The organism is Teichococcus aestuarii (genome assembly GCF_003116135.1).
GTDB lineage: Bacteria > Pseudomonadota > Alphaproteobacteria > Acetobacterales > Acetobacteraceae > Pseudoroseomonas > Pseudoroseomonas aestuarii.
In genome coordinates this window covers 252,865-279,679 of record NZ_PDOA01000004.1, presented here as the reverse complement: position 1 = coordinate 279,679, position 26,815 = coordinate 252,865, and the positions used below count along the sequence as shown (strand labels likewise).

At 72.3% G+C, this 26,815-nt stretch carries 29 protein-coding genes and 1 tRNA gene; 16 read left to right on the top strand and 14 right to left on the bottom strand.

The features are described from left to right. The 4 genes from CR165_RS09190 to mnhG are packed head-to-tail and all read left to right on the top strand — an operon-like array spanning position 1 to position 2,535. Positions 1-1,527 carry a Na+/H+ antiporter subunit D gene (locus CR165_RS09190; protein WP_245906291.1) on the top strand — a complete coding sequence of 509 codons (1,527 nt, stop codon included), beginning with the start codon at positions 1-3 and terminating at the stop codon, positions 1,525-1,527. Further along, positions 1,524-1,871: a Na+/H+ antiporter subunit E gene (locus tag CR165_RS09185; RefSeq protein ID WP_109516664.1), complete on the top strand. Its 348-nt coding sequence runs from the start codon at positions 1,524-1,526 to the stop codon at positions 1,869-1,871. The genes CR165_RS09190 and CR165_RS09185 overlap by 4 nt, the downstream gene beginning before the upstream one ends. Next, positions 1,868-2,161: a monovalent cation/H+ antiporter complex subunit F gene (locus tag CR165_RS09180; protein ID WP_245906284.1), complete on the top strand. Its 294-nt coding sequence runs from the start codon at positions 1,868-1,870 to the stop codon at positions 2,159-2,161. The genes CR165_RS09185 and CR165_RS09180 overlap by 4 nt, the downstream gene beginning before the upstream one ends. Beyond that, entirely contained in the window at positions 2,158-2,535 is a 378-nt protein-coding gene (gene mnhG / locus CR165_RS09175) for a monovalent cation/H(+) antiporter subunit G (RefSeq protein ID WP_109516663.1), read from the top strand. Before CR165_RS09180 ends, mnhG begins: the two co-directional genes overlap by 4 nt. Positions 2,536-2,553: 18 nt before the next feature. Here mnhG and CR165_RS24455 read toward each other — a convergent pair whose 3' ends face one another. Next, positions 2,554-2,751, bottom strand: coding sequence for a hypothetical protein (locus tag CR165_RS24455; protein WP_146201861.1), 198 nt, complete (start codon positions 2,749-2,751; stop codon positions 2,554-2,556). Positions 2,752-2,954: 203 nt separating this feature from the next. Beyond that, a tRNA-Ser gene (locus tag CR165_RS09170) sits at positions 2,955-3,044 on the bottom strand. A 228-nt stretch (positions 3,045-3,272) separates the two neighbouring features. Here CR165_RS09170 and rplU point away from each other — a divergent pair. From rplU to CR165_RS09130, 8 genes are all read left to right on the top strand, one after another. Then, positions 3,273-3,590, top strand: a complete 318-nt coding sequence (gene rplU / locus CR165_RS09165; protein ID WP_109516662.1) for a 50S ribosomal protein L21 — start codon at positions 3,273-3,275, stop codon at positions 3,588-3,590. A 26-nt stretch (positions 3,591-3,616) separates the two neighbouring features. Continuing rightward, positions 3,617-3,886 (top strand): 50S ribosomal protein L27, encoded by a 270-nt coding sequence (gene rpmA, locus CR165_RS09160; protein ID WP_109516661.1) that lies wholly within the window; start codon positions 3,617-3,619, stop codon positions 3,884-3,886. A gap of 98 nt (positions 3,887-3,984) precedes the next feature. Continuing rightward, positions 3,985-4,995: a GTPase ObgE gene (gene obgE, locus CR165_RS09155; RefSeq protein ID WP_109516660.1), complete on the top strand. Its 1,011-nt coding sequence runs from the start codon at positions 3,985-3,987 to the stop codon at positions 4,993-4,995. Continuing rightward, positions 4,992-6,107, top strand: a complete 1,116-nt coding sequence (gene proB / locus CR165_RS09150; RefSeq protein ID WP_109516659.1) for a glutamate 5-kinase — start codon at positions 4,992-4,994, stop codon at positions 6,105-6,107. The genes obgE and proB overlap by 4 nt, the downstream gene beginning before the upstream one ends. A gap of 83 nt (positions 6,108-6,190) precedes the next feature. Beyond that, positions 6,191-7,435: a glutamate-5-semialdehyde dehydrogenase gene (locus CR165_RS09145; protein WP_245906290.1), complete on the top strand. Its 1,245-nt coding sequence runs from the start codon at positions 6,191-6,193 to the stop codon at positions 7,433-7,435. Then, on the top strand, positions 7,432-8,076 hold the full coding sequence (locus CR165_RS09140; protein ID WP_109516737.1) for a nicotinate-nucleotide adenylyltransferase: 645 nt from the start codon (positions 7,432-7,434) through the stop codon (positions 8,074-8,076). The genes CR165_RS09145 and CR165_RS09140 overlap by 4 nt, the downstream gene beginning before the upstream one ends. Beyond that, positions 7,985-9,412 (top strand): ribosome silencing factor, encoded by a 1,428-nt coding sequence (gene rsfS, locus CR165_RS26225; RefSeq protein WP_109516657.1) that lies wholly within the window; start codon positions 7,985-7,987, stop codon positions 9,410-9,412. Before CR165_RS09140 ends, rsfS begins: the two co-directional genes overlap by 92 nt. Before the next feature lie 11 nt (positions 9,413-9,423). Next, positions 9,424-9,876 carry a 23S rRNA (pseudouridine(1915)-N(3))-methyltransferase RlmH gene (locus tag CR165_RS09130; RefSeq protein ID WP_109516656.1) on the top strand — a complete coding sequence of 151 codons (453 nt, stop codon included), beginning with the start codon at positions 9,424-9,426 and terminating at the stop codon, positions 9,874-9,876. Positions 9,877-9,892: 16 nt separating this feature from the next. On the opposite strand, the gene CR165_RS09125 is transcribed toward CR165_RS09130, so the two are convergent. Beyond that, positions 9,893-10,414 (bottom strand): TetR/AcrR family transcriptional regulator, encoded by a 522-nt coding sequence (locus CR165_RS09125; protein ID WP_109516655.1) that lies wholly within the window; start codon positions 10,412-10,414, stop codon positions 9,893-9,895. A gap of 91 nt (positions 10,415-10,505) precedes the next feature. On the opposite strand from CR165_RS09125, the gene CR165_RS09120 reads away from it, so the two are divergent. Continuing rightward, positions 10,506-11,189 carry an NnrU family protein gene (locus CR165_RS09120; protein ID WP_109516654.1) on the top strand — a complete coding sequence of 228 codons (684 nt, stop codon included), beginning with the start codon at positions 10,506-10,508 and terminating at the stop codon, positions 11,187-11,189. A 107-nt stretch (positions 11,190-11,296) separates the two neighbouring features. Here the strand turns inward: CR165_RS09120 and CR165_RS09115 are convergent, their stop codons facing one another. After that, the gene (locus CR165_RS09115) at positions 11,297-12,412 is read right to left on the bottom strand and encodes an AbrB family transcriptional regulator (protein WP_109516653.1); all 1,116 of its coding nucleotides are present in this window, start codon (positions 12,410-12,412) and stop codon (positions 11,297-11,299) included. Between the two features lie 65 nt (positions 12,413-12,477). On the opposite strand from CR165_RS09115, the gene CR165_RS09110 reads away from it, so the two are divergent. Genes CR165_RS09110 through lpxK form a run of 3 tightly spaced genes read left to right on the top strand, consistent with a single transcriptional unit; the run spans position 12,478 to position 15,528 of the window. Then, positions 12,478-13,194 (top strand): lysophospholipid acyltransferase family protein, encoded by a 717-nt coding sequence (locus CR165_RS09110; RefSeq protein WP_109516652.1) that lies wholly within the window; start codon positions 12,478-12,480, stop codon positions 13,192-13,194. 4 nt (positions 13,195-13,198) lie between these two features. Beyond that, on the top strand, positions 13,199-14,515 hold the full coding sequence (locus tag CR165_RS09105; protein WP_109516651.1) for a 3-deoxy-D-manno-octulosonic acid transferase: 1,317 nt from the start codon (positions 13,199-13,201) through the stop codon (positions 14,513-14,515). Between the two features lie 23 nt (positions 14,516-14,538). Then, positions 14,539-15,528, top strand: a complete 990-nt coding sequence (gene lpxK, locus CR165_RS09100) for a tetraacyldisaccharide 4'-kinase (protein WP_109516650.1) — start codon at positions 14,539-14,541, stop codon at positions 15,526-15,528. Between the two features lie 62 nt (positions 15,529-15,590). Here the strand turns inward: lpxK and CR165_RS09095 are convergent, their stop codons facing one another. From CR165_RS09095 to coxB, 10 genes are all read right to left on the bottom strand, one after another. Further along, entirely contained in the window at positions 15,591-17,180 is a 1,590-nt protein-coding gene (locus CR165_RS09095; RefSeq protein ID WP_181378071.1) for an ABC transporter substrate-binding protein, read from the bottom strand. Between the two features lie 94 nt (positions 17,181-17,274). Further along, the gene (locus CR165_RS09090) at positions 17,275-18,699 is read right to left on the bottom strand and encodes a M20 family metallopeptidase (protein ID WP_109516649.1); all 1,425 of its coding nucleotides are present in this window, start codon (positions 18,697-18,699) and stop codon (positions 17,275-17,277) included. Between the two features lie 132 nt (positions 18,700-18,831). After that, positions 18,832-20,346 (bottom strand): carboxypeptidase M32, encoded by a 1,515-nt coding sequence (locus CR165_RS09085; protein ID WP_109516648.1) that lies wholly within the window; start codon positions 20,344-20,346, stop codon positions 18,832-18,834. Then, positions 20,343-21,032: an SURF1 family protein gene (locus CR165_RS09080; protein WP_109516647.1), complete on the bottom strand. Its 690-nt coding sequence runs from the start codon at positions 21,030-21,032 to the stop codon at positions 20,343-20,345. The genes CR165_RS09085 and CR165_RS09080 overlap by 4 nt, the downstream gene beginning before the upstream one ends. Positions 21,033-21,186: 154 nt before the next feature. Further along, complete coding sequence (locus CR165_RS09075; protein ID WP_109516646.1) at positions 21,187-22,038, bottom strand: cytochrome c oxidase subunit 3; 852 nt, start codon at positions 22,036-22,038, stop codon at positions 21,187-21,189. A 123-nt stretch (positions 22,039-22,161) separates the two neighbouring features. Further along, positions 22,162-22,818 carry a cytochrome c oxidase assembly protein gene (locus CR165_RS09070; protein ID WP_109516645.1) on the bottom strand — a complete coding sequence of 219 codons (657 nt, stop codon included), beginning with the start codon at positions 22,816-22,818 and terminating at the stop codon, positions 22,162-22,164. Between the two features lie 23 nt (positions 22,819-22,841). Beyond that, positions 22,842-23,000, bottom strand: a complete 159-nt coding sequence (locus CR165_RS24985; protein WP_181378081.1) for a hypothetical protein — start codon at positions 22,998-23,000, stop codon at positions 22,842-22,844. Then, the gene (locus tag CR165_RS09065; RefSeq protein WP_109516644.1) at positions 22,997-23,953 is read right to left on the bottom strand and encodes a heme o synthase; all 957 of its coding nucleotides are present in this window, start codon (positions 23,951-23,953) and stop codon (positions 22,997-22,999) included. The genes CR165_RS24985 and CR165_RS09065 overlap by 4 nt, the downstream gene beginning before the upstream one ends. Positions 23,954-23,968: 15 nt before the next feature. Then, positions 23,969-25,582, bottom strand: a complete 1,614-nt coding sequence (gene ctaD, locus CR165_RS09060) for a cytochrome c oxidase subunit I (RefSeq protein ID WP_109516643.1) — start codon at positions 25,580-25,582, stop codon at positions 23,969-23,971. 42 nt (positions 25,583-25,624) lie between these two features. Further along, positions 25,625-26,539, bottom strand: a complete 915-nt coding sequence (coxB, locus tag CR165_RS09055) for a cytochrome c oxidase subunit II (RefSeq protein ID WP_456316314.1) — start codon at positions 26,537-26,539, stop codon at positions 25,625-25,627. Between the last annotated feature and the right edge of the window lie 276 nt (positions 26,540-26,815).

The window sequence follows — 26,815 nt, the reverse complement described above, 5'->3', positions numbered from 1 at the left end:
ATGCTCCTGGCGCAGGCCGTGCTGTGGCCGGTGGCCATCCCGCTGGCCACGGCGGCGCTGGCGGCCTGCTGCTGGCAGCGGCTGGCCGCGCAGCGCGCCATCTCCGCCGCCGGCGTGCTGCTGATGTTCGCCGCCACCCTGCTGCTGCTGTGGCAGGTGCGGGCGGAGGGGGTGCAGGCCGTGCAGTTCGGCGGCTGGGCGGCGCCCTTCGGCGTCAGCTTCGTGGCCGACCGCTTCAGCGCCGCCATGGCCGCCATCACCGGGCTGATGGCCTTCGCCACCTGGCTGTTCGGCCAGGCCGACATCCGCCGGCGCGAGGAGCGGGCGGGCTTCCACCCGCTGTTCCACGGCATGCTGGCCGGCGTGAACGGCGCCTTCCTCACCGGCGACATCTTCAACCTCTATGTCTGGTTCGAGGTGATGCTGATCACCGCGATGGGGCTGCTGGTCATCGGCCGCACCCGCGCGCAGCTCGACGGCGTGCTGAAATACGCCGTCCTCAACCTGTTCTCGACGCTGATCTTCCTGATGGCCGTGGCGCTGCTCTACGGCGTCGCCGGCACGCTCAACATGGCCGACCTCGCGGTGGTGCTGCCGCAGGCCGGGCCGTCGCTGACGCTCACCATATCGGCGCTGCTGCTGCTCTGCGGCTTCGGCATCAAGGCGGGCTACTTCCCGCTGTTCTTCTGGCTGCCCGCCTCCTACCACACCGCCTCGATCACGGTGGCCGCGATCTTCGCCGGGCTGCTGACCAAGGTCGGCGTCTATGCCTGCTTCCGCGTCTTCACCCTGATCTTCACGGTGGAGGGCAGCGGCCTGCGCGAGATCCTGGCGGTGATGGCGGCCTGCACCATGCTGTTCGGCGTGTTCGGCGCGGCGGTGCAGTGGGATGTGCGCCGCATCCTGTCGTTCCACATCGTCAGCCAGATCGGCTACATGCTGCTGGGGCTGGCGGTGGCGACGCCGGCGGCGCTGGCGGGCGGCATCTTCTACATCATCCACCACATCGTGGTGAAGGCGAACCTGTTCCTGCTGGCGGGCGCCATCCACCGCGCCTCCGGCACCTTCGACCTGCGCCAGAGCGGCGGGCTGATGCGGCGCAGCCCGCTGCTGGCGGCGCTGTTCCTGGTGCCCGCCCTCTCGCTCGGCGGCATCCCGCCGCTCTCCGGCTTCTGGGCCAAGTTCATGGTGATCGACGCCAGCTTCCGCGGCGGCCAGGGCTGGCTGGCGGCCGTGGCGCTGGTGACCGGCATCCTGACCCTCTACTCCATGACCAAGATCTGGATGGAAGCCTTCTGGAAGGACCCGCTGATGCCGCGCCCCACCGCCCGCGCCGTGCCGGCGCCGATGCTGGCGGCCATCGCGCTGCTGGCGGCGGTGACGGTGGCGATCGGCCTGCAGGCGGAGCCCTTCGTGGCCTATGCCCAGTCCGCCGCGCAGGCGCTGGTCGACCCGTCCGACTACATCGCCGCCGTGCTGGGCGCGGTGCCGGCGGAGGGCGGCGCGATGGCGGAGCCGCGCCCATGAGCCTGCGCCTGCTCTCCCCGCCCCGCCTGGCCGGCATGGCGGTGCTCGCGGTGGTGTTCCTGGCGGAGCTGGTGAAGTCCTCGGTCTTCGTCGCCCGGCTCGCCTTCGCGCGCGACCCGCGGATGCGCTCCGGCATCATCGCCTACCCCATCGCGCTGCGGACGGAGTTCGGCACGGCCATGCTGGCCAACCTCATCACGCTGACGCCCGGCACCTGCTCGCTGCATGTCAGCGAGGACCGCCGCACCCTCTATATCCACGCTCTGGACATCACGGCGCCGGAGGAGATCATCGCCGGCATCCGCACCGCCTTTGAAGACAGGATCCGGAGGATCGAAGGATGATGGCCACGCTCTCCTCCCTGTTCGACTGGCTCTCGACGGCGCTCATCCTGCTGCTGATGGTCCCGCTCGGCATGGCCTGCATCCGCATGCTGAACGGCCCCGGCTATGCCGACCGCTTCGTGGCGCTCGACATGCTGACCGGCCTGGCCGTGGCCATCGCCGCGCTGGTCGCCTCCGTCACCCTGCGGCGCGAATTCCTGGACGTGGCCTTCGGCATCTCGCTGATCAGCTTCGTCGCCACCTGCGCCCTGGCCGCCTTCCTGGAGCGCAAGAAGGGGCCACGCGGATGACCACCCTGCTGCTTCTCCTGGCGCTGGCCGCCAAGTTCCTGGGCGTGGTGTTCCTCTTCGCCGCCGCCCTCGGCGTGCTGCGCTTCGCCGACCCGTTCCAGCGCATGCACGCGGCCACCAAGGCCGGCACGCTCGGCGCCGGCTTCGTGATCCTGGGCGTGGTGCTGGAATTGCAGCGGACGGACGCCACGCTGGTCGGGCTCTGCGCCATCCTCTTCCTGCTGCTGACCATCCCCATCTCGGGGCATCTGCTCGGGCGCGCCGCCTTCGTCTCGGGCGCCCTGGCGCCCGGCCTCGACGATGACGGGGCGCTGGCGGCCGAGATCGGCCGGGCCAAGAAGCCGCTGGAGCAGCGTGCCCGCCGCAAGCCCTGACCGCCGGCGCCGCGCCGCTCAGAAGGGCCGGCTGTAGCGCACATAGGGCAGGAGCGCGGCATCGTCCTGCCCGCGGTAGGGCCGGTACCGCCAGGGATCGGTCTCCCCGCCGACCAGGATGCCGTCCCGGTCCGGCTCCTCCGTCATCTCCAGCTCTCCCGAGGCGGCGCAGCCGCCGAGGAGCAGCAGGAGGGCGAGGCATCGAAAGCGTGGCATGGCATCTCGCGCTGATGATCCGCGAGGATGTTACGGCGGGGAGCGCGGCGCGTCGGTAACAATAGGTAAGAGGGCGGAGGGATAAGCATATCCATGGCCCCGCCTGTCCGGCTTCACCCTTCCCTCTGCGCTCGCACGCAGGCCCGGAAGAGGATGGGCGCAGTCGGAGGCCGGCAAGGCGAGAGATGCTGGCGGGGGGGGAATGGCGGAGAGGGTGGGATTCGAACCCACGGTACCCTTGCAGGTACTTCGGTTTTCGAGACCGACGCGATCGACCACTCTGCCACCTCTCCGCGGCGCCTCGGTCGTCAGGCGGGCGGGGTATAGAGGGGCTTCACGCCGGACGCAACGCAGACTTGCGGGGAAATTCGTCGAATCCGCCCCGCCGCGTTGACTCCCCCGACCCCCCGGGGCTATACGCCCCTCCTCCCGGCGAGGCCTCGTGTCGCGCCGATGGCCGTTTCTCGGCCGACCATCGTTTCAGATCAGGCCAGTACGGCAGAGCTTTTTCAGGGCGCCCCATGACCTACGCAGTGATCCGCACCGGCGGCAAGCAGTACCGCGTCACCCCGGACGCCGTGCTGATCGTCGAGAAGCTGGAGGCCGAACCCGGCCAGACCATCACCTTCCAGGATGTCCTGGCCATCTCCGGCGAGGCCGGGCTGACGATCGGCGCGCCCATCGTGGCCGGCGCCAGCGTCACCGCCACGGTTGTCGAGCACAAGCGCGGTGACAAGGTCATCATCTTCAAGAAGCGCCGCCGGCAGAACAGCCGCCGCAAGAACGGCCACCGCCAGCACCAGACCGTGCTGCGCATCGCCGGCATCGCTGCGGCCTGAACAGACAGTCTTAGGAGACACCAACCATGGCGCACAAAAAGGCCGGCGGCTCCTCCCGCAACGGGCGCGACTCTGCTGGTAAGCGGCTTGGCGTGAAGAAGTTCGGCGGCGAGCACGTGCTGGCCGGCAACATCATCGTCACCCAGCGCGGCACGAAGATGGTCCCGGGCACCAACGTGCTCGTCGGCCGCACCCACTCGATCCACGCCGCCATCGAGGGCAAGGTGAAGTTCACCCGCCGCGCCGAGGGCCGCGTCCACGTCTCCGTCGAGCCGCTGCCGCAGGCCGCCGAGTAACACGCGCGCCTCCGCGAGCCGGATAGACCGCGAACGGGGGCCGCAAGGCCCCCGTTTTTCGTTGCAAGACCGCATTCCCTCCCCCGGACCACCTCCCCATGAAATTCCTCGACGAAGCCAAGATCTGGGTGAAGGCCGGTGACGGCGGCGATGGCGTCATCGCCTTCCGCCGCGAGAAGTACATCGAGTTCGGCGGCCCCGATGGCGGCAATGGCGGCAAGGGCGGCGACATCATCGTCGAGGCCGTGCCCGGCCTGAACACCCTCATCGACTACCGCTACGCCCAGCACTTCAAGGCCCGCAAGGGCGGCAACGGCGCGGGCTCCGACCGCACCGGCGCGGGCTCCGAGGATGTGGTGCTGAAGGTGCCGGTCGGCACCGTCGTGCTCGACGAGGACAAGGAGACGGTGCTGGCCGACCTGACCGTCGCCGGCCAGCGCGCCACCATCTGCGTGGGCGGCGATGGCGGCCATGGCAACGCGCACTTCAAGACCAGCACCAACCGCGCCCCCCGCCGCGCCGACAAGGGCTACCCCGGCGAGGAGCGCTGGCTCTGGCTGCGGCTGAAGCTGATCGCCGATGCGGGGCTGGTCGGCCTGCCCAATGCCGGCAAGTCCACCTTCCTCTCGGTGGCCAGCGCGGCGCGGCCCAAGATCGCCGACTATCCCTTCACCACGCTGACGCCGCAGCTCGGCGTGGTGCGGCTGAACGCCACCGAGGAATTCGTGCTGGCCGACATCCCCGGCCTGATCGAGGGCGCGCATGAGGGCGCCGGGCTCGGTACCCGCTTCCTCGGCCATGTCGAGCGCTGCGCCGTGCTGCTGCACCTGATCGACGGCAGCCAGCCCGACCCCGTGCGCGCCTACGAGACGGTGCGCGCCGAGCTGGAGGGCTATGGCGGCGGCCTCTCGGAGAAGCCCGAGATCATCGCGCTGAACAAGACCGACGCCATGACGCCGCAGGCCCGCGCCAGCCGCGTGAAGGCGCTGGAGCGCGCCACCGGCCGCCCCGTGCGGCTGATCAGCGGCGCCACCCAGGAGGGCGTGCCCGAGACCCTGCGCGCCCTGGCCGACACCATCTACCGCCACCGCGAGAACCAGCCCGGATGATTCCCTCCCTCGCCACCGCCCGCCGCGTTGTCGTCAAGATCGGCTCCGCCCTGGTGGTGGACGAGGCGACGGCGGCGCCGCGCGAGGGCTGGATCGCCTCCGTCGCGGCCGATGTGGCGGCGCTGCGCGCGCGCGGGGTCGAGGTGGTGCTGGTCTCCTCCGGCGCCATCGCGCTGGCCCGCCGGGCACTGGGCTTGACGCGGCGGAAGCTGCGCCTCGAGGAGAAGCAGGCCGCCGCCGCGGTGGGGCAGATCCGCCTGGCCGGCGCCTGGCAGGCCGCCCTCTCGCAGCACGGGCTGAACGCCGCGCAGCTGCTGCTGACGCTGGAGGACAGCGAGGACCGCCGCCGCTACCTCAACGCCCGCGCCACGCTCGGCACGCTGCTCGACCTCGGCTGCGTCCCCGTCATCAACGAGAACGACACGGTGGCCACCGCCGAGATCCGCTTCGGCGACAATGACCGCCTCGCCGCCCGCGTCGCCGAGATGATCCATGCCGACGCGCTGGTGCTGCTCTCCGACATCGACGGCCTCTACACCGCCGACCCGCGCAACGACCCCGCCGCCCGCCACCTGCCCGTGGTGGAGCGCGTGACGGACGAGATCATGGCCATGGGGGGCGAGCCGCCGCCGGGCTATTCCTCGGGCGGCATGCGCACCAAACTGATCGCGGCGCGCATCGCCAATGGCGCGGGCTGCGCCATGGCCATCGCGCTGGGCAAGCGGGACAACCCGCTGCGCGCGCTGGAGGAAGGGGCGCGCTGCTCCTGGTTCCTGCCTGCGCCGGAGGGGCGCTCGGCGCGCAAGCAGTGGATCGCCGGTAGCCTGGCGCCGCTTGGCGTGCTGCGGGTCGATGCGGGGGCGGCGCGTGCGCTGCGCGCCGGCTCCTCGCTGCTGCCGGCCGGAGTGCGCGGCGTGGAGGGCGAGTTCGGCCGTGGCGACCCGCTCTCGGTGCGCGACGAGGCCGGCGCCGAGCTGGCGCGCGGCCTCTCGGCCTATGACGCCGAGGCGGCCCGCCAGATCGCCGGGCGCCGCTCGGAGGAGATCGAGGCCATCCTGGGCTGGCGCGGGCGGGACGAGATCATCCACCGCGACGACCTGGTCCTTCTCTGACAGAAAAAAGATGAGGGGGTCCGGGGGAGAATTCCTTCTCCCCTGGCCTTCCGAGCCCCAAGGAACGCATGACCGTGGACGCGATGACGAACCCGATCCTCCCTGTCGCCCAGGCGGCCCGCGCGGCCGCCACCCGGCTGGCGCGGGCGGACCGACCGTCGAAGGACGCGGCGCTGCGCGCCGCCGCCGCCGCCCTGCGCGCCCGACTGACAGACATCCTGGCCGCCAACGCCGCCGACCTCGCCGCCGCGCCCGACCTCGCCAGTTCCTTCCGCGACCGGCTGACGCTGAACCCGGCGCGGGTGGAGGCCATGGCCCAGGGGCTGGAGGAGATCGCCGCCCTGCCCGACCCGGCGGGCCGCGTGCTGGCCGAGTGGACGCGCCCCAACGGCCTCGTCATCCGCCGCGTGGCGCAGCCGCTCGGCGTCATCGGCATGATCTACGAGAGCCGCCCGAACGTGACGGCCGATGCCGCCGGGCTCTGCCTGAAGGCCGGCTCGGCGGTGCTGCTGCGCGGCGGCAGCGAGGGCGCGCGCTCGGCCGCCGCCATCCATGCCTGCATCGTGGAGGGGCTGCGCTCGGCCGGGCTGCCCGAGGCCACGGTGCAGATGGCCCCCACCCAGGACCGCGCCTTCGTCGGCGCCATGCTCGGCGCGGCGGGGCTGATCGACCTCATCATCCCGCGCGGCGGCAAGGGGCTGGTGACGCGGGTGATGCAGGAGGCGCGGGTGCCGGTGCTGGCCCATGCCGAGGGGCTGAACCACACCTACATCCACGCCGCCGCCGACCCCGCCATGGCGCGCGCCGTGCTGGCCAATGCCAAGATGCGCCGCACCGGCGTCTGCGGCGCCACCGAGACACTGCTGATCGACGCCGCCATCGCCCCTGCCCTGCTGCCGCTGCTGGTGGAAGACCTACGCGCGCTGGGCTGCGACTTCCGCGCCGATGAGCGCGCCCGCGCCATCCTCCCCGGCCTGCCACCCGCCACCGAGGCCGATTTCGGCACCGAGTGGCTGGACGCCATCCTCTCCATCGCCGTGGTGGACGGGGTGGAGGACGCGCTGGCGCATATCCGCCGGCATGGCAGCGAGCACACCGAGGCCATCATCACCGAGGATGCGGCGGTGGCCACCCGGTTCCTCGACGGCCTCGACTCCGCCGTCGGCCTCTGGAACGCCTCCACCCAGTTCTGCGACGGCGGCGAGTTCGGCTTCGGCGCCGAGATCGGCATCGCCACGGGGCGGATGCATGCGCGCGGGCCGGTCGGGCTGGAGCAGCTCTGCACCTACCGCTACCAGGTGCTGGGCACAGGGCAGACCCGGCCCTGAACCGGCTTCCCTCTCCCGCCGGCCTCGCCGCGCCGGGGCCGCATGGCGACGGGCGGCGGCGGCGCATCGGCCTGCTGGGCGGCAGCTTCAACCCGGCGCATGACGGCCACCGCCACGTGGCCGAGCAGGCGCGCCGCGCGCTGCGGCTGGACCAGGTGTGGCTGCTGGTCTCGCCCGGCAACCCGCTGAAGCCGCGCGCCGGTATGGCGCCCTTCACGCGGCGGCTGGCCTCGGCCGAGGCCATCGCCGACGGGGTGCGGGTCGTCGCCACCGGGCTGGAGGCGGCGATCGGCCAGCGCTACAGCGCGCGAACCCTGGCCCGGCTGCAACGGTTGTTCCCGCGTGTGCGCTTCGTCTGGATCATCGGCGCGGACAATCTCTGGCAGTTGCCGCGCTGGCGGCGCTGGCGCGCCCTGGCGGCGCGGACGCCGATCGCGGTGCTGCCGCGACCGGGCTGGACGGACCGGGCGCTGCGCGGCGCCGCCGCCAGCACGCTGCGGCGGCACCGCCGGCTGCCAGGGGCGCTGCTGGCGCCGGGCGGCCATCCGCATGCGGGCTGGAGCCTGGTGCCGGCCCGCGAACACCCCGCCAGCGCGACGGCCCTCCGCCGCGCCGGCCACGACATCACAGGGACGGGCTGACAGCCCTCCCGACGGACGGATTGCTGGCCCCCGATGGGGGCCACGCCCTACAAGACGCGATAAAGCACGACAGGAGGCCGCCATAGCCCGCACCCCGAAGAGCCCGGACGAGACCCGCCGCAAGACCGGCACGGCCTCGCGCACCGGCAGCACCAGCCGCCCCGCCGCCAAGGGCGCCACCCGCAAGCCCGCCCCGGCCAAGGCGGCCGACAGGCCGGCCCGCTCCGGCACGGCCGCGGCGAAGCCCGCCCGCGCCAGCGCGGCCAAGCCCACCCCGCGCGGCGCCGCCGCCAAGCCTGCCGCGCGCGCCAGCGCGGCCAAGCCATCCACGCGCACCAGCGCGGCCAAGCCCGCCCCGCGCGGCGCCGCCGCCCAGCCTTCCCGCGACACCGCGCCCAAGGCTGCCACCAGCCGCACGGCCAAGCCCGCCTCACGCACCGGCGCGGCCAAGAGCACCGCGCGCAGCGCCACTCCCCCCGCCAGGGCGCCCCGCGACGCCGCGGCCAGGTCCGCTCCCCGCACCGGCGCGGCCAAGGGTGCCACGCGCGGCGCCGCACCCGCCGCCAAGGCGCCCCGCGCCGCCGCGCCCAAGGCTGCCACCGGCCGCACGGCCAGGCCCGCCACGCGCACCGGCGCGGCCAAGGGCACCACGCGCGGCGCCGCGCCCGCCGCCAGGGCACCCCGCGCCGCCGCGCCCAAGGCCAACACCGCCCGCGCCACCGCCAGCAAGGCCGTGACACCGGCGAAGAAGGCCGAGCCCAAGGCGAAGCCTGCCGCCACCGTGAAGACGCGCAAGCCGCCGAAGCGCACCAAGCTCAGCCCGCCGCAGATCGAGCTGATCGTGCAGAGCGCGGTGAAGAGCCTGGAGGACGACAAGGCGGAGGATGTGGTGGTGCTGGACGTCGCCAGCCGCGCCGCCTTCGCCGACCGCATGATCGTCGCCACCGGCCTCGCCGACCGGCAGATCCAGGCGATGGCCACGCATCTGGAGAAGGCGCTGGCCGAGCACGGCATCCGCCGCATCCGCACGGAGACCTCGCCGGACTGGGTGCTGCTCGATGCGGGCGACCTGATCGTGCACCTCTTCAAGCCGGAGGCGCGTGCCAACTACCGGCTGGAGAAGATGTGGGGCCCCGACAGCCCGCCCGCCGGCGACGCCCCCCTGGCCGGGCCGGAGGAGGCGCCCATCCCCTCCCTCACCGAGGCGGAGTGGATGCAGGACGAGGAGGAGGAGGAGTCCGGCGAGCTGGTGGACGGGCTCGGGGATGACGACATCCTCGACGCCGACGAGGCCGACGAGCCGGACGAGCCGGATGACGGGGAGGCCCGCGGCTGAGCCGCGCGCCCCTGCTCATCGCCGTCGGGCGGCTGAAGCCGGGGCCGGAGGCGGATCTCTTCGCCCAGCACAATGCGCGGCTGCGGCCGCCCCTGCAGGTGCGGGAGATCCCCGAGGCGCGCGGCTCGGCGGCCGAGATGCGGCGCCGGGAGGGGGCGGCCCTGCTCGCCGCCCTGCCCGAGGCCACGCTCGCCATCGCCCTCGACCTCGGCGGCCACATGCCGGACAGCGAGGGCCTGGCCGCGCTGCTGGAACGCTGGGAGGGCAGCGGCCGGCCGCTGGCCTTCCTCATCGGCGGCGCCGAGGGGCTGGACCCCGCGGTGCAGGCGCGGGCCGAGCAGCGCCTCTCGCTCGGCCCGATGACCTGGCCGCACTTCCTGGTGCGCGGCCTGTTGGCCGAGCAGCTCTACCGCGCCCAGGCGATCCGCGCCGGCCACCCCTACCACCGCGCCTGGAGGCCCTGAGGAGGGCGCCGCCGCCTCAGCCTTCCTCGCGCAGCACCGCCTCGGCCAGGGCGGCGCCCGGTTCCGGCCAGTGGCCGTCGGCGCGCAGCTGGGCGATGCCGTGCACCAGCGCCCAGGCGCGCAGCGCGGCGGCGCGGTCCGGCCTGCGCGCCGCCAGGGGTGCGAAGGCCGCATCGGCGGCGGCGGCCAGCGCGGGATGCGCCGCGCGCGAGGGCCCCTGGCCGAACATCAGCCGGTAGAGCGCCGGGTTCGCCTCGGCGAAGCCGAGATAGGCGCGGCCGAGCGCCGCCATGCCTGCCCCCGCCCCCTCCAGCGCCGCGGCCAGCCGCCGGAAGCCTTCCGCCGCCAGCGCGGCCAGCAGCGCCTCGCGGCTGGCGAAGTGGCGATAGGGCGCGTTGTGCGAAACCCCCGCCGCCCGCGCCACGGCCCGCAGCGAGAGGTCCTGCGGCCCCTGCGCGGCCAGCATCGCCTCGGCGGCGCGCAGCAGGGCCGCGCGCAGATCGCCGTGGTGATAGGGATCCGGCGCCGATGTTGACATCGCCAACAGACTATCCTCTGATGTTGTCACTGTCACCATCCGGCCCTCCCCCCTGCCTGGCAAGCCCCGGACCGACGAAAGGAGTCCCGCCATGCTGCCCCTGCTCCTGGCCGCACTGCTCTGGCTCGCCCTGCATCTCGGCCTCGCCGGCGGGCCCTGGCGCGGGGCGGTGGCGGCGCGGCTCGGCGAGGGCGGCTTCCGCGCCGCCTTCTCGCTGGCCTCGGTGCTGGCGCTGGCATTGCTGGTGCAGGGCTGGCGCGCGGCCGGGACGGCGCCCCTGTGGTTCGCGCCCGGCTGGCTGCGCTGGCTGATCGTGCTCGGCATGCTGCCGGCCTTCCTGCTCTTCGTCGCCTCCGTGCTGCGGCCGAACCCGACGGCGGTGGGCGGCGAGGCGGCGATGGCCCAGGGCGCGCGCGGCATCCAGCGTGTCACCCGCCACCCCATGCTGTGGTCCTTCGCGCTGTGGGCGCTGCTGCACATGCTGGGCAATGGCGACAGCGCCAGCCTGGTCTTCTTCGGCACGCTGGGCGCCACCGCCCTGGCCGGCATGCCCTCGATCGACGCCAAGCTGGCCCGGCGCGACCCCCGGGCCTGGGCGCGGCTGGCGGCGGAGACCTCCATCCTGCCTTTCGGTGCCATCGCCGCCGGGCGCAACCGGCTGGCTTGGCGGGAGATCGGCTGGCTGGCGCCGGCCCTGGCGCTGCTGGCCTGGGCGGCACTGCTGCACGCGCATGGCTGGCTGTTCGGCGTCTCGCCGCTGCCGATGGGTGGCTGAGCCCTAGAGCCTTTTCCGTTCGTGCTGGCTCACGGAAAAGGCCCTAGATCATTCCTTTTGCGAGCATTTTCACGCGATCAGGCGAGGCAGCCTGCTCGCGATCTGCTCTAGAGCAGCCCCCAGCGGCGCAGCAGCACGCTGCAGGGCTGCACCAGCATCGCCGTCAGCGCGATGCGCACGAGGTGGAAGGCCACCACCACCGGCACGTCCAGCAGCAGCGTCTTGGCGGTGATGGACATCTCCGCCACGCCGCCGGGCGCGGTGGCCAGCACCAGCGTCGGCAGGTCCAGCCCGAACAGCGCCGCCAGCAGCCAGCCCAGCAGGGCGCAGAGGCCGGTGAGCAGCAGCACGTGCAGCACCGCCGCCCCCAGCAGCCGCCCGCCGCCCAGGAAGGCCGCGCGCTCGAACTGCACGCCGAGCTGCGCACCCATCGCCACCTGCGCGATGGCCGAGACCCAGCCCGGCACCCCGGTCAGCGCCTGCCCCGCGGCGGTGAGGCCGAGGCTGACGAACAGCCCGCCCAGCAGCCAGGCGTTGCGCACGCGCAGGCGGATCAGCAGCCAGGTCATCGCCGCGCCCAGCGCCAGCAGCAGCGCCAGCCCCGGCAGCCAGAGCGGCCGCGCCACGAAGCTGGAGGAGATGTGCCCGGAAATGCCCAGCAGCGCGAAGCTGCTCGGCACCAGCACCACCACCCCCACCACGCGGAGCAGCTGCACGATGGCCACCGTGGTGGGGCGGGCGCCATAGGCCTCGCCCAGCACGCTCATCTCCGCCACCCCGCCGGGGATGGAGCCGAACAGGGCGCTGGCGCGGTCCATCCGCCCGAGCCGCGCCAGCAGCGGCGAGAGGGCGACGCCGATGGCCAGCGTCAGCAGCGCCGCGCCCACCACCAGCCAGGCGCGCTCGGCGAGGTGCCGTGCGGCCTCGGGCGTGAAGAACAGGCCCAGCGCGCAGCCCACCACCAGCAGCCCGGCATTGCGCGCCCGGCGCGAGGCGCGCAACCGCAGCCCCATGAGCTGCCCGGCGGCGACGAAGCTCAGCGCCCCCAGCAGCCAGGGCAGCGGCGTGCCCAGCAGGAAGAACAGGCCGCCCCCCAGCCCGGCCAGCAGCAGGCAGAGCAGGAAGGGCGCGGCGCGGCGCGCCAGGGTGGCAGGGCGGGGCATCCGGGCCAGCCTAGCGGCGTGGCGCGGCATGGCAACGCCCGCCATGCTGCGGCGCGTCATGCGCGGGGAATTTCCGCTGCGCGGCCAGCCGTGCTAGGGGCGCTCCCCGACATGTCGCGCACCCCATGCTCCGCAAGCTGATCCGCCACCCCGCAACCCAGGCCGTCCTGGCGCGGCTGCTCAGCGCCTACCTGGCCTTCTGCTACCGCACCACGCGGTGGACGATGGTGGGGTACGAGCACATGGCGCCGCTCGCCGGGCAGGGCCGCCCCGCCATCGTCGGCTTCTGGCACGAGCGCCTGCCGATGATGCCGATGCTCTGGACCGCCGTGCACCGCATCTTCCCCGAGGCGAAGGACTGGCAGCCGCATGTGCTGGTCTCCCAGCACCGGGATGGCCGCTTCATCGGCGAGGTGGTCTCCCGCTTCCGGCTGGTGATGGTGCATGGCTCGACCTCGCGCGGCGGCGCCAGCGGCATGCGCGCCCTGCTCAAGGTGCTGCGCGAGGGCAGCCCGGTAGCGATCACTCCCGACGGCCCGCGCGGCCCGCGCCGCAAGGCGGCGGACGGGGTGGCCAGCCTCGCCGCCATCGCCGGGGTGCCGGTGCTGCCCGCCGCCGCCGCCGCCACCCGCCACCGGCTGCTGCCGAGCTGGGACCGGATGATGCTGCCCCTGCCCTTCGGCCGCGCCGTGCTGGTCTGCGGCCCGCCCGTGCATGTCCCGCGCGACGGCACGCAGGCGGCGGTGCCCGCCATCGAGGCGGCGCTGAGCGCGGCCTGCGACATGGCCGATGCCTGGGCCGCAGGCCGCCTGCCGCCGGGCATCGAAAGCCGGGCGCTCTAGCCGCATGAGCCTCGGCGGGGCCGTCACGCACTGGGCCGGCACCGGGCTGGCGCCGTTGCTGCCCTTCTGGCTGCGGCTGCGCGCCGGCCGCGGCAAGGAGATCCCCGAGCGGCTGGCGGAGCGGCGCGGCGCCGGGGCGGAGCGGCCGGAGGGGCCGCTGCTCTGGCTGCACGCGGCCAGCGTCGGCGAATCCCTCTCGCTGCTGCCGCTGATGGCGGCGCTGATGGAACGCCGGCCGGCGCTGCGGCTGCTCGTCACCACCGGCACCGTCACCGCCGCCACCCTGCTGGCGCAGCGCCTGCCGCCCGACATGGCCGGGCGGGTGACGCACCGCTTCGTGCCGCTCGACGTGCCGCGCTGGGCGGAGGCCTTCCTCGATGGCTGGCGGCCGGACGGGGCGATCTTCGTCGAGAGCGAGCTGTGGCCGAACATGACGGCGGCGCTGGCGCGGCGCGGCATCCCGGCGGTGCTGGTCAATGCCCGCATGTCGCCCCGCTCGGCGCGGATGTGGCGCTGGGCGCCCGGCCTCGCGCGCGAGATCCTCTCCCGCTTCCGCCTCATCTTCACCCAGACGGAGGAGGATGCGGCGCGGCTGCGCGCGCTCGGTGCCGGCGCGGTGCAGTCCTGGGGCAACCTGAAGGCCGCCGCCGAGCCGCTGCCGGCCGATCCGGCGGAGTTCCGGCGGCTGCGCGCGCTCCTCGGCGGGCGGCCGGTCTTCCTCGCCGCCAGCACCCAGCCGGGCGAGGAGGCGGTGGTGCTGGAGGCGGCGGGCCTCGCCCGCGCCGGCCTGCCGGAGCTGCTCACCATCATCGCGCCCCGCCACCCCGAGCGCGGCGCCGAGGTGGCGGCGCTGGCCGCCGGCACCGTGGGCGAGGCGGCCGTCAGCCGGCGCGCCGCGGGCGGCCAGCCCGGCCCCGGCTGCCAGGTGCATGTGGCGGACACGCTGGGCGAGCTGGGGCTGTTCTTCCGCCTGGCGGGGGTGGCCTTCATCGGCGCCTCGCTGGTGCCCAAGGGCGGGCACAATCCGCTGGAGCCGGCGCGGCTCGGCTGCCCCATCCTGTTCGGCCCGCACACCGAGCATGTGGAGGCGCTGGCCGGCGCACTGGAGGCCGCCGGCGGCGCCATCCGGGTGGCGGATGGCGCCACGCTGGCCGAGGCGGTGACAGACGTGCTATCCACGCCGGGCCGCGCGCAGTCCCTGACCCGCGCCGCGGCGATGGTTGCCGCCGATGCGTCCCACCTGCCGGGAAGGTTGGCCGCGGCGATCCTGGAGATCTTGCCCATCGACGCCGGCGGTCCGCCGGCCGCGCGCGGGGCCTAGGGAGAAGGACAGGTTCGAGCCGAATGCGTGCCCCCGGCTTCTGGAGCGGGGGCAGCGGGGGAATCGCGCCCCTGCTGCTGTCCCCCATCGCCGCGATCTACGCGGCCGCCACCGCGCGCCGCGTGGCCCGCACGGGCTGGCAGGCGCCCGTGCCCGTCATCTGCTGCGGCAACGCCACCGCCGGCGGCGCCGGCAAGACCACCGTGGCGCTCGACCTCGGCCAGCGCCTGGCCAATCGCGGCGTCGGCGGCGTGTTCCTGACGCGCGGCTATGGCGGCCGGGTGAAGGGCCCCCTGATGGTGGACCCCGCCCTCCACGACAGCCAGGCGGTGGGCGACGAGGCGCTGCTGCTGGCCGCCACCCGCCCCACCTGGGTGGCCGCCAACCGCGAGGCCGGCGGCCGCGCCGCCGTGGCGGCCGGCGCCCAGGCCATCATCATGGATGACGGGCTGCAGAATCCGGGGCTGGAGAAGGACCTCTCGCTGCTGGTCATCGACGGCAATTACGGATTCGGCAATGGCCGCATCATCCCCGCCGGGCCGCTGCGCGAGCCGGTGCGCGCCGCCGCCGCGCGCTGCCGCGCCGCCGTGCTGATCGGCGAGGACGAGACGGAGGCGCTGGCCCAGCTCCCGCCCGAGATGACGGTGCTGCGCGCCCGGCTGGTGCCGGGGCCGGAGGCGGAGCTGCTGACCGGCCAGCCGGTCTTCGCCTTCTGCGGCATCGCCAACCCGCGCAAGTTCTTCACCACGCTGCAGGAGGCGGGCGCCGTGCTCGCCGGCCGCGTCTCCTATGCCGATCACTATCCCTTCGACGCCGGCGACCTGCGCGAGCTGCTGGAGCAGGCCGAGGCGCTGCGCGCCATCCCGGTGACGACGCGCAAGGACTATGTGCGCATCCCCCCCGCCTTCCGCAGCCGCGTGACGGTGCTGACGGTGAAGCTGGAATGGGAGGACCCGGTGGCGCTGGAGACTTTGCTGGAGCCGCTGGCGCAGCGGGTGCCGGTGCCGGCCTAGGCCAGAGAAAGGCCAAGGGAAGGCCAGGGGAAGGAATTCCCCTGGCCCCCTTCTTTTTCCTGTCAGTTCTCGCGGCGGATGCCCATCGCCAGGGTCTGCTCGTCCATGCGCGGCTCGTAGGTGAGCGGGCGGCGCGCGGCCCAGGCATTCTTGAACAGGATCATCGGGATCAGCGCCAGGTCGTCCACCGAGGCCTTCACGGCGGCGGCCACGCGCTGCTCGCGCAGGGCCGGGTCCATGGTGGAGAGCGCCTCCGCGATCTGCGCGTCCAGCGCCGCGTTGGCGTAGCGCGTGTCGTTGCTGGCACCGAGGCGGCGGGGCTGGTCGTAGCTGTGCACGATGTTCAGCAGCACGCTGCCGGCCTCGCCCGTGCTGCTGCCCCAGCTGTTCTGCACGATCGAGTATTCCTGCTTCGCCATGCGCGTCAGGTAGGTGGCGAAGGGCAGCGTCTCGACCGTGGTGGCGACGCCGATGCGGCTCCACATCTGCGCCACGGCCTGGGCGGTCTGCGCGTCGGCCGGGTAGCGGTCGTTGCTGGCGTGGAGCGTGATGCGGAAGCCCTGCGGGTAGCCCGCCTCGGCCAGCAGCGCGCGGGCGCGCGCCACGTCGAAGGCCGGCACCGGCACGGCCGGGTTGTGGCCGAAGGCGCCGGGCGGCATCCACTGGCCGGTGGCCTCCGCCATGCCCTGCTGCACCCGCTCCGCCAGCCCCTGCCGGTTGATGGCGAGGGAGAGCGCCTGCCGCACCTTCAGCTCGCGCAGCGGGTTCGTGGGCAGCGGCTTGCCGTCATTGTCGGTGATGTAGGACGACTCGCCGGTGCGGCTGAAATCCGGCGAGAGGAACAGCGCGCGCGAGCCCTGCCGCTCGAAGATGCGGATGTTCGCCTCCTGCCGCAGCCGCGGCAGGTCGGAGGAGGAGGGCGCCGCGATCAGTTCCACATCGCCCGAGAGCAGCGCCGCGGTGCGGGCGCCGGGGTTGGGGATGATGCGGAAGGTGACCTTCTCCCAGTCCTGCCGCGGCCCCCACCAGCCATCGAAGCGCGAGACCTCGATGCTGGAGCCGGAGGCGTAGCTGACCAGCTTGTAGGGGCCGGTGCCGATGGCGGCCTTGCCGCTGTTGTAGTCGGCCGTGCTGGCCCCCTCCCCCGCATGGCGGGAGACGATGGCGATGGCGGCGAGGTCGATCGGCAGGTTGGGCGTCGGCGCCGAGGTGGTGATGCGCAGCGTCAGCGGGTCCACCGCCTCCACCGCCTTCACCGTGCGCAGGCTGCCGCCGAAGCTGGCCGGGCTGTTCGGCACGTTCGGCGCGCGGCCGAAGGTGAACACCACGTCGTCGGCCGTGAAGTCGCGCCCGTCATGCCACTTCACGCCGGGGCGCAGCCTGATCTCCCAGAGGTTGTCCTCCAGCGCGGTCCAGGAGAGCGCCAGGTTGGGCACCGGGCGGCCATCCGGGGCGCGCACCACCAGCGGGTCGAAGATGTGCCGCGCGAAGGAGGAATTGGGCGCCGCATTGGCGAAATGCGGATCGATCGAGGTGACCGGCGCGGAGAGGCCGACGCGCAGCTCCTGCGCGCGCAGCGGCGCCGGCGCGGTGCCGGCAGCCAGCGCGGCCAGGGGAACGGCCAGCAGGGTGGCGGTGCGGAAGGTGGTCATGGGTCCGGTGTTCCGGTTTCGGGATGGAAGGGCGCGCGGGAACAGGGCTCCGGAGCCGCCCGCCGGGTTGGGCGGCGCCGGAAGGGGCGGCCGGTCAGTGGCCGGCGGCCATGTCGAGCGGCGGCGGCACGTCCTTCGGGATCGGGAAGACGTCCGGCATCTCGGCGGTGCGGGCGGCGTGGTCGGCGCGGGCGCGGGCCAGCAGCTCGGGGTTGGTCAGCACGTCCAGGGCGGTGCCGGCCATCACCTTGGCCACATGCTCCAGCCCCTTGTGCGCGGCCGGCGCCTTGCCCTGCGCCACGAGCTGCCAGGAATGCCCCGGCGTGCCGATGGCATAGGTGGCGCCGCGCGCCTGCACGGTGGGCACCTTCCAGGAGACGGTGCCGACATCGGTGGAGCCGATACCCGCCGGCTCGGGCGCCGAGAGCGGCACCAGCCGCTCGGCCAGGGCCTCGCCGGGGATGGGGTCGAGACCGGCGCGGCGATAGGCGGCGGTGATCTCGTCTGGCGTCAGCGTCGCCTGGATCTGGCGGGCGAAGGCCTTGTCGTCCTCGTCGAAGCGCGGCGGGCCGAGGCGGAGGAAATTCTCCTCCATGGCCTGCTCCAGCGGCGGGTTGGCCACCAGCTCGGCATCGGCGCTCAGCACGCGGTGGGTGACGCTGGTCTCGGTCATCAGGCTGGCGCCCTGGGCGATCTTCTTCACCCGCTCCAGCAGGGAGAGCACCTCGGCCATGGTCAGCGAACGCACCAGGTAGCGCACCCGCGCCTTGCCCTGCACCACGTTGGGGGCGATGCCGCCGGCATCCTGCAACGCGTAGTGGATGCGCGCATGGCTCGGCATGTGCTCGCGCATGTAGTTGACGCCGACATTCATCAGCTCGACGGCATCGAGCGCGCTGCGCCCCAGATGCGGCGCGGCCGCCGCGTGGCTGGAGCGGCCAACAAACGAAAAGTCGACCTCCATGCAGGCCAGCGAGCGCGGCTTGTTGACGCCGGAGAAGGGCGCCGGATGCCAGCAGATGGCGATGTCCACATCGTCGAAGGCGCCGTCGCGGACCATGAAGCCCTTGGCGGACCCGCCCTCCTCGGCCGGGCAGCCATAGTAGCGCACGCGGCCCTTGAGGCCGCGCTCGGCCAGCCAGTCCTTCACCGCCGCCGCGGCCAGCAGCGAGGCGGAGCCGAGCAAATTGTGGCCGCAGCCATGGCCGCTGCCATTGGCCTCGATGGGGCGGTGCTCGGCGACGCCCGCCTCCTGGCTGAGCCCCGGCAGCGCGTCATACTCGCCGAGAATGGCGATGACCGGGCCGCCCTCGCCCGCCTCGCCCATCACGGCGGTGGGGATGCCGGCGACGCCCTGGGTGACGCGGAAACCCTCCTCCGCCAGCACCTCGGCATGGGCGGCGGCGGAGCGGTGCTCGGCGTAGTTCAGCTCGGGCGTGGACCAGACCTGGTCCGAAAGCGCGGTGTAGCGGGGGAGCTTGCTCTCCACCCGGCGCCAGATGTCGTCACTGTTCTGCATGGCGGCCCTTCCCCGGCCCCCTTCATGCCGGGGGCCGACTCTCTCTGGCAGCCTTTATGCGCGCGGGGCCAAACCACATAAAGGCCGGAGGGAGAAGGAATTCTCCCTCCGGACCTCCCTCATCTTCTTCTGTCAGTCGGTGAGGTAGCGGTCGTTGAGGTGGGCCATGAAGTCGGAGGGGTCGAGCGGCTTGCCGGTCGCCGCGCGCAGCAGGTCCTGGAAGCCGAGGCGCGAGCCCTGGCCATGCACCTTCTCGCGCAGCCAGCCGGTGAGCGGGGCGAAATCGCCCTTGGCCAGGGCCTCGTCCAGGCCGGGCACGGCCGCGCGCGCGGCCCGCATCAGCTGCGCCGCCGCCATGGCGCCCAGCGTGTAGGAGGGGAAGTAGCCGAAGGCGCCGTCATGCCAGTGGATGTCCTGCAGGCAGCCGCGCGCATCATCCGGCGGCCCCATGCCGAGCAACCGGGAAAAGCCCTCGTTCCAGGCGCCGGGGAGGTCGGCCACGGCAAGCTCGCCGCCGATCAGCGCCTGCTCCAGCCGGAAGCGCAGGATGACATGCGCCGGGTAGGTCAGCTCGTCGGCATCGACGCGGATGAAGCCGCGCTCCACCCGGCGCCAGAGCCGCGCCAGGTTCTCCGGCGCATAGGCCGCCGTCTCGCCGCCGAAGCCCTCCGCCAGACGGCCGCCGAGGAAGCCCAGGAAGGCATCCGAGCGCGCCGCCTGCATCTCGATGATCAGGCTCTGCGATTCATGCGCCGCCATGCCGGCGGCCTCGCCCACCGGCTGGCGGGCATGGTGCGCCGGCAGGCCGCGCTCGTAGAGGGCGTGCCCCGTCTCGTGCAGCACGCCGAGCAGCGCCTGGGCCAGGCTCTCCTCCGTGTAGCGTGTGGTGATGCGCACGTCGGTGGGGATGCCGCCGCAGAAGGGGTGCAGGCTCTCATCCAGACGCGCATGGGCGAAATCCAGCCCGACGCGGCCGGCCATCTCGTGGCACAGCGCCTTCTGTGCCGGCACCGGGAACGGCCCGCGCAGGGCGATGGGCGCCGGGCGGCGGGCCTGGATCTCCTCGGCGCGCGGCAGCGCCTCGGCCAGGAAGGTTTCGTAGGCGGCGAAGATGGGGGCCACGTCGGCGGCGCCGATGCCGCGCTGGTAACCCTCCATCAGCGCGTCATAGGGGGCGAGGCCGGTGGCGGCGGAAAGGGCCGCGGCATTCTCCCGCTGCAGCCGCACCACCTCGGCCAGGTAGGGCTGCACGCGGGCGAAGTCCGAGGCGGCGCGGGCCTCGCGCCACACCGTCTCGCAGGCGGCGTTGGCGCGGGCGGTGGCCTCCACCAGCGCGCCCGGCAGGGCTGTGGCGCGGGCATGGGCGTGGCGCATCAGCTCGAGGTTGGCGGCGTCCCACTCCCCTTCCGCCGTGGCGGCGGCCAGCTCCTCGGCCATCACGGGGGCCACCAGCAGCTCGTGCGAGAGGCCGGCCAGGGTGGCGAGCTGCTCGCCGCGCGATTCGGCGCCGCCGGGGGGCATCATGGCGGCCGCGTCCCAGTGCAGCATGGCCTGCGCCTCGCCCAGCGTGGCGATGCGGGCGAAGCGCGTCTTCAGGCGCTCATAGGCGGTGCTCGGGGCGGCGGTGCTCGGGGCAGCTGTGCTCACGCGGCGGATTCCTTCAGGCGGGCACGGGCCCAGACGACAAAGACGCCCATCAGCGCCAGCGCCAGCCCGTACCAAGTGATGACATAGCCCAGGTGGTTGTTGGGCGGCTGCGGCAGGCTGCGCGCCGGCTGCGGCAGGGCTTGCGGGGAGAGGCCGGGCGGCGCCAGCGCCACCAGGGCGAAGGGCGCGAGGCCGCGCACATCCAGCGCCGGGCCGATGCGGTTGATGTCGAGCGTATAGAAACGGCGGGCCGCCGGGTCGTCCTCGGCGCTGAACAGGCCGCGCGGCTCGTCGGGCCGCACATAGCCCTCGACGCGCACCACACCCTCCGGCCGCGCGATGCTTTGCGGCCGGTCCAGCGGCACCCAGCCGCGGTTGACCAGCACCGGCGGACCATCGGGGCGGGAGAGCGGCGTCAGCAGGTTGGCGCCGAGCACGGTGCCGCGCACCTCCAGCCCCAGCAGCGATTCCTGGCTGTGCAGGAAGGTGCCGTTGGTGAAGACCTTGCTCCAGGGCTGCGGCTCCGCGCCGAGCGGGCGCGCGGGGCCGGACTGGGCCGCCGACAGCTCCGCCAGCAGGGCGGTCTTCCAGTGCAGCCGCTGCAACTGCCAGGTTCCGAGGCCGATCAGGATGGCCAGCACGGGCAGGGCAACGAGGATCGGCAGAAAGAGGCGGCGCCAGGGCATCGGGAGGCGACTTTCGCGGCCGCGGCACGGGCCGGTCGGCAAGGCGGCACCCGAATCAGGCCGTGGCGGCTGTTGGTACGAGAAGAAGCGAGGCAGCCCTACGGGCTGCCTCGGGATATGACCCCGCCCGGAAGGAGGCGGGGCCGCGTATCACTCAGTGCTGGGCAATCTCGCCGGCGCCGAGGACATAGATGCAGACGAAGAGGAACAGCCACACCACGTCCACGAAGTGCCAGTACCAGGCCGCCGCCTCGAAGCCGAAATGGCGCTGCGGCGTGAAGTGGCCCTTCCAGGCGCGGAACCAGCACACCGCCAGGAAGATGGTGCCGACGATGACGTGGAAGCCGTGGAAGCCCGTGGCCAGGAAGAAGACCGAGGGATAGATGCCGCCGCCGGAGAAGGCGAACGGGGCCTCGGCATACTCCACCGCCTGGAAGAAGGTGAAGGTGATGCCCAGCAGCACGGTCAGCCCCAGCCCCTGCAGCATGCCCTTGCGGTCGTTCTCCAGCAGGGCGTGGTGCGCCCAGGTGACGGTGCAGCCGGAGAGCAGCAGGATCAGCGTGTTGAGCAGCGGCAGGTGGAAGGGATCGAAGGTGTGGATGCCGGCCGGCGGCCAGATCGCCTTCTCCGCGCCCGCAACGTGCTCCGGGTACAGGGCGAAGTGGAAATACGCCCAGAAGAACGCCACGAAGAACATCACCTCGGAGGCGATGAACAGCATCATGCCGTAGCGCATGCCGAGCCGCACCACGGGGGTGTGGATGCCCGGCGTCCGGGCCTCGCGCACCACGTCGCGGAACCAGAGGTACATCGAGGCCAGCACGCCGATGAGGCCGACGAAGAACACCCAGCGGGTACCGTAATGCGCCCAGAGGATGATCCCCAGCAGCATGGCGCCGGCGGCGAAGGAAGAGGTCAACGGCCAGGGGCTGGGATCGACCAGGTGGTAGGGGTGCTTGTTGGGGGGCGGGACGTCCGCTTCCACCGTCAGGTTGCTGCTGGCCATGGGGCTTCCTGGTCTCGACTCAGGGGACTCGAACACTGGGGTTGGGGCAGGCAGGGGCCGGCCCCGGGTCACCCCGTCATACGCGGAGCATCAATCCCCAAAACGGGGTTTGGATCAAGCCTCTCACGGCATTGCCGTGGGGCGGCCATCAGGATCGCGGATGGGCGAGGCATCGCTGCTCTTGCCCACATGGGGGCCGGCCTTGGCCAGGGCGCCGGCGCGCTCGGCATCGGCCAAGGTACGGAAGAAGGTGTAGCTCAGGGTGATGGTGCGGATGTCCCGCGTCGCCGGATCCTGCGCGATCTTGGGGTCCACCCAGAAGGAGATGGGCATCTCCACCTCCTGGCCCGGCTGCAGCGTCTGCTCGTCGAAGCAGAAGCAGTGCACCTTGTGGAAATACGGCCCGGCGATCTCCGGCGTCACATTGTAGGTGGAGATGCCGGTGGTGGGCGTGCCGGCGTTGCTGCGGGCCGTGTAGAAGGCCATCGCATCGGCGCCGAGCTGCATCTGCATGCTGTTCTGCCCCGGCTGGAAGCGCCAGGGCAGGCCGGGATTGGTGTTGGCGTTGAAGCGCACCGTGATGGTCCGCGCCCCCGCCTCGGCCCCCGGCGCCGCCGGCCCGTTGATCTGGGGCGTGCCGCCATAGCCGGTGACGGCGCAAAACAGCGTGTAGAGCGGCACGGCCGCGAAGGAGAGGCCGAGCATGCCCGCCACGATGCCGCCCGCCACGAAGGCGACGCGGCGGTTGCGGCGGGCGAGATCCGGGTCGTTGACGGGCACGGTGGCGCTTCCTGTCGCTGGGCTCAGCCCCGGGTCAGCCGGGCCATGGCGATGAAGAAGAACAGCCCGACCAGCCCGAGCAGGGCGAAGAAGACGGCGTAGTTGCGGCCGCGCCGCCGGCGGAGGAAGGCGGCCTTCTCCTCCGGCGTCATGCCGCCCGGCGCGCCCTTGACGGGGCTCATGCGCCGAACACCAGGCGGTCCGCGGCGAGGGCCGCGAACAGCACGAACAGATAGATGATGGAGAACCGGAAAGCCGCCCGCGCCGGAGCATCGTTGGTCAGGCTGCGGCCCTCGGCGTCCTGGGCGTCGCGCTTCACGCGCCACATGGATTCGAGGAAGAAGCCGCCCAGCACCAGCGCGGCCGCGCCATAGGCCAGGCCCGCCATGCCGATGACGGTCGGCAGCAGGGCCAGCGGCGCCAGCAGCAGGGAATAGAGCCAGATCTGCCGGCGGGTCTCCTTGGGGCCGGCCACCACGGGCAGCATCGGCACCCCGGCGCGCTGGTAGTCGCCATGCGCAAAGAGGGAGAGCGCCCAGAAATGCGGCGGCGTCCAGAAGAAGACGATGGCGAACATCACCATCGCCTCGAGCGAGACCTGCCCGGTGACGGCGGCCCAGCCGATCATCGGCGGGAAGGCGCCGGCGGCGCCGCCGATGACGATGTTCTGCGGCGTCCGGCGCTTCAGCCACATGGTGTAGATGAAGACGTAGAAGCCGATGGACCCCGCCAGCACGGCGGCCGCCACCCAGTTGGTGGCCAGCCCCATGAGCATGACGGAGGCGAGGCTCAGCAGCACGCCGAAGGCCAGGGCCGAGCTGGCGCGGATGCGCCCCGCGGGAATGGGCCGGCCGGCGGTGCGGCGCATGACCGCGTCGATGTCGCGGTCGTACCACATGTTGATGGCCCCCGCCGCCCCTGCCGCCACGGCGATGCAGAGGATGGCGGTGGCCGCCAGCACGGGGTGCAGATGCCCCGGCGCGACGAGCAGCCCGACCAGGCCGGTGAATACCACCAGCGACATCACCCGTGGCTTGAGCAGCGCGATCCAGTCGCGCACCTCGCTCAGGTCGATGTCGGTGGATGTGCCAAGGGGGGCAGAAGCCCCCCCCGACTTGATCGCGCTATCGCTCATCAGCCGGTATTTGCCTCAGCGGATGCGGGGCAGTTCATCGAAGGTGTGGAAGGGCGGCGGGGAAGAAACCTGCCACTCCAGGGTCGTCGCACCTTCGCCCCAGGGGTTCGCCTCCGCCTGCTCCTTGCCGGCGAAAGTCCGGTAGCAGACATACAGGAAGACCACGAAGGACGCCACCGAGATATAGGCGCCGAGGCTGGCGATCAGGTTCCAGCCCGCGAAGGCGTCCGGATAATCCGGGTAGCGGCGCGGCATGCCCTGGGCGCCCAGGAAGTGCATCGGGAAGAAGGTCAGGTTCACGCCGACGAAGGTCAGCCAGAAATGCACCTTGCCCCAGAACTCCGGGTACTGCTTCCCGCTCATCTTGCCGATCCAGTAGTAGAAGCCGGCATAGATCGAGAACACCGCGCCCAGGCTGAGCACGTAGTGGAAGTGGGCCACCACGTAGTAGGTGTTGTGCAGGATCACGTCCACCGAGGCGTTGGCCAGCTTCACGCCGGAGACGCCGCCCATGGTGAACAGGAAGATGAAGCCGATGGCGAACAGCATCGGCGTGCGGAAGGTGATGGAGCCGCCCCACATGGTGGCGATCCAGGAGAAGATCTTGATGCCCGTGGGCACCGCGATGATCATCGTCGCCGCCATGAAGTAGGCGCGGGTGTCCACTGAGATGCCGGAGGTGAACATGTGGTGCGCCCACACCACGAAGCCGACCACGCCGATGGCCACCATGGCGTAGGCCATGCCGAGATAGCCGAAGATCGGCTTGCGGCTGAAGGTGGACAGCACGTGGGAGATGATGCCGAAGCCCGGCAGGATCATGATGTAGACTTCGGGGTGGCCGAAGAACCAGAACAGGTGCTGGAACAGCACCGGGTCGCCGCCGCCGGCCGGGTCGAAGAAGGCCGTGCCGAAGTTGCGGTCGGTGATCAGCATGGTGATGGCGCCGCCGAGCACGGGCACGGACAGCAGCAGCAGGAAGGCGGTGACCAGCATGCCCCACACGAACAGCGGCATCTTGTGCAGCGTCATGCCCGGGGCGCGCATGTTGAAGATGGTGGTGATGAAGTTGGCCGCGCCCAGGATCGAGCTGGCGCCCGCCAGGTGCAGCGCGAACAGCGCCATGTCGACCGAGGGGCCGGACTGGTAGGTGCTGTTCGACAGCGGCGGGTACAGCGTCCAGCCGGTGCCGGCGCCGCCCACGAACAGGCTCGCCACCGCCAGGATCAGCGCCGGGACCAGCAGCCAGAAGCTGATGTTGTTCAGGCGCGGAAAGGCCATGTCCGGCGCGCCGATCATGATCGGCACGAAGTAGTTGCCGAAGCCGCCGATCAGCGCGGGCATGATGACGAAGAACACCATGACCACGCCATGCGCGGTCACGGCCACGTTCCAGGCCTGGCCGTCAGCGAAGATCTGCATGCCGGGGCTCTGCAGCTCGATGCGCATCAGCAGGCTGAGGCCAACGCCGACGAAGGCGGCGACCACGGCGAAGATCAGGTAGAGGATGCCGATGTCTTTGTGGTTGGTGCTGAAGAACCAGCGCGCCACGAAGCCCGGGGTGTGATCATGGTGGCCATGGTGGTCACCATGGCCATGGTTGTCATGCGTGTGTGACGCGGTCGCCATCTTTGTCCGTCCCGCTCTCGAACCCGTCTCGTGAACGCCGCGTCAGCGGCGAAGCTCCGCCAGAACCGCACCGTCATCCGCGGCCGCGGCCTGCGCCGCCGGCGCCTTGCCGGCGGTGGCCACCGGCTGCGCCGGGCGCTCGCCGCCCTCGGCCGCGAAGCGCTGCCGCGCCCCCGCCACCCAGGCGTCGAACTCGGCCTGCGGCACGGCCTTCACCACGATCGGCATGAACCAGTGGTTGGTGCCGCAGATCTGGTTGCACTGGCCATAATAGGTGCCGGTGTGGTCCGCCCGCATCCAGGTCTCCATGGTGCGGCCCGGAATGGTGTATTTCTGCACGCCCAGGCTCGGCACGAAGAAGCTGTGGATGACATCCTGGCCGTTGGTCAGGATGCGGATGTTCTTGCCCACCGGCACCACCAGCGGCTCATCCACATCCAGGTTGCGCAGCTGGCCGGGCTTCAGGTCGGCTTCCTGCACCGGGTAGCTGTCGAAGGCGAAATTGCCCTGATCAGGGTAGGCGTAGTGCCAGTACCACTGCCGGCCGGTCACGTTGATCGTCAGGTCCGCTTCCTGCGTCCGGTCCTGATAATAGATCAGGCGGAAGGAGGGAACGGCGATGACCAGCAGGATCAGCACCGGCAGAACCGTCCAGGCCACTTCCAGCAGGGTGTGGTGGCTGGTGCGCGAGGGCACCGGATTCGCCTCGGCGCGGAACCGCCAGACCACATAGGCCAGCAGCGCGCCGACGAAGACGGTGATGGCGACGATGATCCACAGCACCAGCTGGTTGAAGTCGTGGATCGACTCCTTCACCGGGCCGCCGGCCCGCTGCAGATCGATACCCCAGGGCACCGGGGCGCCCACAATGCCGGAATCCGCGCCGCCCGAACCCTGCGCCAGGGCCGGCGCCCCTTGCAGCAAGGAGATGGCCGCCACCCCAAGGGTGGCGCTCAAGCCCGCGAAGCGCGAAACGATCGACCGCCGCATTCCCTATCCCGTCCGCTCGTAATCCGTTCGCCCGATAAACCTGGGCGCCGGCGCGCACCGCGCCGACAAGCCAAAGCCGCACCGCACGACCTGGCCCTTTTCCCCCCGCGCCCGAACCGACACCAGGGGAAACATTCGCCGGACCATAATCGCCACCACCGGCACCGCACAAGTGATGCCGGGGCAACGATGCGCAAGCGGGGCATCTGTGGCCCGCGCGCACAATGGCCCCGCAGACCTTTC